At 69.0% G+C, this 4,699-nt stretch carries 6 protein-coding genes and 1 pseudogene; 5 read left to right on the forward strand and 2 right to left on the reverse strand.

Annotation, left to right across the window (positions count from 1 at the left end; all coding sequences use genetic code 11):
* The 4 genes and pseudogenes from H0U68_RS00600 to H0U68_RS00615 form a co-directional block, all read left to right on the forward strand.
* Window positions 1-228, forward strand: a pseudogene (locus H0U68_RS00600) (amidase family protein); the annotation flags it as partial.
* Between the two features lie 45 nt (window positions 229-273).
* Window positions 274-1,329: an amidase family protein gene (locus H0U68_RS00605; protein WP_296352105.1), complete on the forward strand. Its 1,056-nt coding sequence runs from the start codon at window positions 274-276 to the stop codon at window positions 1,327-1,329.
* Complete coding sequence (locus tag H0U68_RS00610; protein WP_296352108.1) at window positions 1,326-1,700, forward strand: carboxymuconolactone decarboxylase family protein; 375 nt, start codon at window positions 1,326-1,328, stop codon at window positions 1,698-1,700. The genes H0U68_RS00605 and H0U68_RS00610 overlap by 4 nt, the downstream gene beginning before the upstream one ends.
* A 20-nt stretch (window positions 1,701-1,720) precedes the next feature.
* Window positions 1,721-2,638, forward strand: coding sequence for an EamA family transporter (locus tag H0U68_RS00615; RefSeq protein WP_296352110.1), 918 nt, complete (start codon window positions 1,721-1,723; stop codon window positions 2,636-2,638).
* A 1-nt stretch (window position 2,639) separates the two neighbouring features.
* Here H0U68_RS00615 and H0U68_RS00620 read toward each other — a convergent pair whose 3' ends face one another.
* Window positions 2,640-3,476, reverse strand: a complete 837-nt coding sequence (locus H0U68_RS00620) for a formate/nitrite transporter family protein (RefSeq protein ID WP_296352111.1) — start codon at window positions 3,474-3,476, stop codon at window positions 2,640-2,642.
* A 120-nt stretch (window positions 3,477-3,596) separates the two neighbouring features.
* Between H0U68_RS00620 and H0U68_RS00625 the strand changes: the two genes are divergently transcribed.
* Window positions 3,597-4,577 carry a tripartite tricarboxylate transporter substrate binding protein gene (locus H0U68_RS00625; RefSeq protein WP_296352114.1) on the forward strand — a complete coding sequence of 327 codons (981 nt, stop codon included), beginning with the start codon at window positions 3,597-3,599 and terminating at the stop codon, window positions 4,575-4,577.
* On the opposite strand, the gene H0U68_RS00630 is transcribed toward H0U68_RS00625, so the two are convergent.
* The coding region (locus tag H0U68_RS00630) for an integrase core domain-containing protein (RefSeq protein ID WP_296352116.1) at window positions 4,574-4,699 on the reverse strand (126 nt) is incomplete at its 5' end. The genes H0U68_RS00625 and H0U68_RS00630 overlap by 4 nt on opposite strands.

Genomic DNA, 4,699 nt, shown 5'->3' on the forward strand with positions numbered 1-4,699 from the left:
ACGACGCGCTGGCCGCGATCGAACGGTACGACGGCGCCGTCAATGCGATGCTCTTCACCGACCCCAGACGGGGCGCTCGCGCAGGCGCGGGCCTCCGAGCAGCGCTGGCGCGCCGGGACGCCGTACAGCCGCTGTGACGGGGTGCCGGCGACGATCAAGGACATGTTCTGGACCCGGGGCTGGCCGACGGTGCGCGGCTCGACGCTGATCGACCCCGCCGGGCCGTGAGAGGAGGACGCGCCGGCGGTCGCGCGGCTGCGCGCATCGGGGGCGGTGTTGCTGGGCAAGACCTGCACCGCGGAGTTCGGCTGCAAGTGCGACACCAACTCGCCGGCCACCGGCCTGAGCCGCAACCCATGGGATCCGCGCAGGAGCCCCGGCGGATCGTCGGGCGGATCGGCCGCGGCGGTGGCCGCCGGCATGGGGCCAATCTCGGTGGGAACGGACGGCGCAGGCAGCGCCCGCGTTCCGGCGGCGTTCTGCGGCGCGTTCGGCCTCAAGCCGAGCTTCGGCCGCGTCCCGGCCTTTCCGCCTTCGGCATTCGGCTCGCTGTCGCACGTCGGCATCCTGACGATGAGCGTGCAGGATGCGGCCCTGGCGCTGAATCTCCTCGTGCAGCCCGACGCGCGCGACTGGACCGCGCTACCGCCGGATGCGACGGACTTCCTGGCGGACCTGGGCCAAGGTGTTGCCGGGCTGCGCATTGCGTATGCGCCGCGGGCGGCTCCCGGCGGCGCGGTGGACGCCGAAGTCGCCGACGCCGTGGCGCGCGCGGTGGATGCCTTCAAGGATATGGGGGCGCGGGTGCAGGAAGTGGACTTTCCCGTCGAGGGTGCGATGGACACGATCGGCCCGCTGTGGCTGTCGGCGTCGTGGTACGTGTGGCAAGGCTTGAGCGAAGCGCAGCAGGCCGTGTGCGATCCGGACTTCCGCGACCAGGCGCTGCAGGGACGCGCGGTGTCGGCGGTGGACGTCCACCGCGCCTCGCAGCAGCGCGCCATGCTCGGCTCGCGCATGAAGCAGTTCATGGGCGAGCACGACCTGCTCGTGACGCCGACGGTTCCCATCGCGGCCTTCGAGGCGCAAGCCGCGGGCAGCCGTCCGGTGGATCTCGAATCGCTGGTCGGCTGGGCCCCGTTCACCTATCCGTTCAACCTGACCCAGCAGCCCGCGGCCAGCATTCCCTGCGGCCTCACGCGCCGCGGGCTGCCCATCGGCCTGCAGCTGGTCGGCCCGATGTTCGGCGACGCTTTGGTGCTGCGTGCCGCATGCGCCTACGAACGCATCCGGCCCATCGCGCGGCCGCCGCTGCCCAAGGAGTGCGCATGAGCAACCACCAGCGCGGGCTCGACCTGCTCGCCCGCATCGAGCCCGACGTCGAGGGCCGCGTCGCCCGCCTGGCCGAGCTGCACCCGGATGCCGCGCGCTACGTGGTCGAGTTCGGCTTCGGCGAGATCCTGTCGCGCCCGGGGCTCACGCTGCAGCAGCGCGAGCTGATCACCGTGGCCGCGCTGGCCGCGATGGGAACGGCGCCGGCACAGCTGAAAGTTCACGTGGCGGCGTGCCTTAGACTGGGCGTCAGCCGCACGGAAGTGACCGAAGCCATCCTGCAGATGGCCTTCTACGCCGGCTTCCCGGCGGCGCTCAACGGCTTGTCCCTGGCCAAAGAAGTGTTCGCGCAGATTGAGGCCCCCGATTGAACGCATCGAACAGTGCCCGCATGAGTCCCGCCGACATCGCGCTGGGCTTCCTGGTGGTGGTGATCTGGGGCGTGAATTTCGCGGTCATGAAGTACTGCATCGAAGGCATTCCGCCTATGCTGCTGGGCGCCTTGCGCTTCATCCTGGTCGCGCTGCCGGCCATCTTCTTCGTTCGCGCGCCCGCGGTGCAGCTGAAGTTCTACGTGCTGTACGGGCTGACGCTTTCCTTCGGCCAGCCGGCGCTGCTGTACCTGGCGATCAAGTGGGGCATGCCGTCCGGCCTGGCCTCGCTGGTGCTGCAGTCGCAAGCCATGTTCACCCTGGTGTTCGTCAGCGCGTGGCTGAAGGAACCCTGCCGCCCCACGCAGTGGACGGGCCTGGCCCTTGCCGCCGTGGGCATGGCCCTGATCGGGGGCGGGCATGGCGTCTCCATGCCGCTGGCCGGCTTCATCCTCACGGCGCTGGCGGCGGCGATGTGGGCGGCGGGCAACGTGGTCACGCGCATCCTCGCGCGCCATGGCGCGCCGGTCGATCCGCTGGGCTTCGTGGCCTGGTCGAGCCTGGTGCCCATCCCGCCGTTCCTGCTTCTGTCGTACATGTTCGAGGGCCCGGCCGCCATTGCCAGCAGCCTGCGTGCGATCAGCTGGACGTCAGCCGCGGCCGTGCTGTTTCTCTCGTGGGCGGCAACGCTGCTGGGGTACGCGATCTGGAGCAGGCTGCTCTCGCGCTACCGCGCCGGCAGCGTCGCGCCGCTGTCCCTGCTGGTGCCCTTCATCGGGCTAGCGGTGGGATGGATCGCGTTCGGCGAAACTTTGGTGCCGCTTCACGTCTACGGCGGCCTGACCCTGGTCCTCGGCCTGTCGATCAACTTCTTCGGGCTGCCCGCGGCGTCCCTTGCAAGGCTGCGCCACCGGCGCGGCCTGAGCAGGCCGGAGTGATTCAGCGGGCTTGTGGCGCTGTGCCCGCGGCAATGGCGCGCCGGGGCGCGGTCCTCCGGTGCGTGACGTAGAGCGTCAGGCCCGTGAACGACAGGCCGCCGACCAGGTTACCCAGCACGGTCGGGATCTCGTTCCACAGCAGGTAGTCCATCCACGTGAAGTGGCCCCCCAGCAGCAGGGCGGAGGGGAACAGGAACATGTTGACGATCGAGTGTTCGAAGGTCATGTAGAAGAACAGCATGATGGGCATCCACATGGCGATCACCTTGCCGCCGACGGTGGTGGAGAGCATCGCGCCGACGACGCCGGTGGACACCATCCAGTTGCACAGCATGGCGCGCACGAACAGCGTCAGCATGCCGGCCGCGCCGTAGTGCGCGTAGCCCACGGTGCGGGTCTCGCCGATCACGGCGATGGCCTTGCCCACCGCGTTGGGCGCGGTGGAAAAGCCGAAGGTGGTGACGATCGCCATCATCACGGCCACCGTGAAGGCGCCGCCGAAATTGCCCGTGAACACCAGTCCCCAGTTGCGCAGCACGCCGTTCCAGGTGGCGCCGGGGCGCTTGTCGATCAGCGCCAGCGGCGCCAGCACGAACACGCCGGTGAGCAGGTCGAAGCCCAGCAGGTACAGGATGCAGAAGCCCACCGGGAACAGCACGGCGCCGGCCAGCGGCTGCCCGGTCTGCACGTTGATGGTCACCGCGAACCAGGCGGCCAGTGCCAGGATGGCGCCGGCCATGAAGGAGCGCACCAGCGTGTCGCGGGTGGACATCATGATCTTGGATTCGCCGGCGTCGACCATCTTGGCGACGAACTCGGAAGGGACGATATAGGCCATGCCTCAAAGCAATAGTTGGATGCCGAATAGTGACAATGTCGCAAACAATGATAGCTTAATTAATTTGCAAAATTAATTACTATCAGCTCCATTTGTGTCGAGTTTCAAAGGGAGTTGTCCATGAATCGCAGACTCGCAGTTCTCGGCGCCGGCAGTGCCGCCCTCCTGGCCTGCACGGGCGAGCTGGCCCGCGTGCATGCGCAGGGCGTCTGGCCCGCGCGCCCGGTCCGCCTGGTGATTCCGTTCCCGCCGGGCGGAACGCTGGACACGGTCGCGCGGATCGTCGCGCCCCGGCTGTCGGAGCGGCTGGGCCAGCCGATGGTGGTGGAGAGCAAGCCCGGCGCCGGCGGGCTGGTGGGCACCGCCGAAGTGGCTCGCGCCCAGCCCGATGGCTACACGGTGCTGATGGTGTTCGACACCCATGCCGTGAACCACCACCTGTACCGCAACATCGCGTTCGACACCTTCAAGGCGTTCGCGCCCATCAGCCTGCTGACGACCACGCCGATGACGCTGGTGGCCTCCGCCAAGCTGGGCGTCAGGAGCGTGGCGGACCTGGTGGCCAAAGCCAAGGCGGCGCCGCGCGCGGTGTCCATGGGGCACACCGGTGTCGGCAGTTCCAACCAGCTGTCGGCGCTGAAATTCGGCCAGGCGGCGGGCGCCGCGTTCACCGAGGTCGCGTACAAGGGAGCGGGGCCCTTGCTGGCCGACCTGATGGGCGGGCACGTGGACGCCGCCTTCATTGCCTTGCCGGTGGTGCTGGGCGCCATCCAGTCGGGGCACGTCGCCGGGCTGGGCGTGGCATCCGCCGCACGCATGCCGCAAGCCCCGCAGCTGCCCGCGCTGGCCGAAACCTTCGCCGGCTTCGAAAGCACCTCATGGATCGGCATGGTGGCCCCCGCGGGCGTTCCCAAGCCCGTGCTGGACCGGCTTCACCAGGACGTGGTGGCCGTCCTGCAGGACGCTGGCGTGCACGCGCAGCTGGCCGAGCGCGGCTTCTCGGTGGAAGGCTCGACGCCGGCGCAGCTCGCCGCGTGGATCCGGCGCGAGTCGGACCGGCTGGGCGCACTGATCCGGCAGAACAACATCTCGGCGGGCTAGGTGTCGAGTTTCACTAGGTTGTTCATAGCCGGAATGCGGCTCATGGGCGGCTGGTGGTTCAGAGCGGAGTGTGGCCGAAGCCAGTTGTAGTGGTCAACGAAGGGCTGCAGAGCGGCTCGGCG

Origin of the sequence: Ramlibacter sp., from assembly GCF_013697775.1 — a bacterium.
Taxonomy (GTDB): domain Bacteria; phylum Pseudomonadota; class Gammaproteobacteria; order Burkholderiales; family Burkholderiaceae_C; genus Ramlibacter.

Coding starts and splice junctions, on each gene's coding strand:
- H0U68_RS00610 (WP_296352108.1), top strand. CDS start 1,326: ATGAGCAACCACCAGCGCGGGCTCGACCTGCTCGCCCGCATCGAGCCC.
- H0U68_RS00615 (WP_296352110.1), top strand. CDS start 1,721: ATGAGTCCCGCCGACATCGCGCTGGGCTTCCTGGTGGTGGTGATCTGG.
- H0U68_RS00620 (WP_296352111.1), bottom strand. CDS start 3,476: ATGGCCTATATCGTCCCTTCCGAGTTCGTCGCCAAGATGGTCGACGCC.
- H0U68_RS00625 (WP_296352114.1), top strand. CDS start 3,597: ATGAATCGCAGACTCGCAGTTCTCGGCGCCGGCAGTGCCGCCCTCCTG.